At 72.3% G+C, this 578-nt stretch carries 1 protein-coding gene; it reads right to left on the bottom strand.

Annotation, left to right across the window (positions count from 1 at the left end):
- On the bottom strand, nucleotides 1-578 hold a 578-nt coding region (locus tag GJV64_RS15330; RefSeq protein ID WP_328799215.1), incomplete at both ends, for a DUF6596 domain-containing protein.

Genomic DNA, 578 nt, shown 5'->3' with positions numbered 1-578 from the left:
GTGAGGGCGGCGGCGCGGGCGATGGCGGCGCCGATGCTGGGGGCCAACGCCAGCAGCCGGTCATACAGCCCGATCAGCGGCACCGACAGGTCAGCGCCGGTGAGGCGCTGCTGGTTGTGCAGGGACTGGATGGCAGCTTCCAGCTGGAAGCGACCGGGATGGCCCTGGCCGGCGGCGTGGCGCAGCGCGGCTTCGCCTTCGCGCACCAGGTCACGGTCCCACTGCCGGACGTCCTGCCGGTCGAGCGGCACATAGGCGCCGGTTGCATCGCGTCGGGCCGGCCGCCGCGCCTCGCAGAGCAGGATGAGAGCGAGCAGGCCGGCGTTCTCGGGATCATCCGGGGCAAGCGAGGTCACAAGCCGCGCGAGAAACACGGCTTCAGTGGCCAGATCGGACAGGCGGTCGCCCTCCAGCTGATCCCAGCCGGCACCATAGGCGGCATAGATTGCAGTGCGGATGGCGGCGAGCCGGGCCGGGCGCACGTCGGCCGGCGGCACGGTGAAGGCGATGCCGGCGTCGCGGATGCGCGCCTTGGCCCTAACAAGCGCCTGGCCCATGGCCGCCGGCGAGACGAGGAA

It is taken from the genome of Sandarakinorhabdus rubra (assembly GCF_010994245.1).
Lineage (GTDB): Bacteria > Pseudomonadota > Alphaproteobacteria > Sphingomonadales > Sphingomonadaceae > Sandarakinorhabdus > Sandarakinorhabdus rubra.
This window is presented reverse-complemented; position numbering and strand designations above follow the sequence as displayed.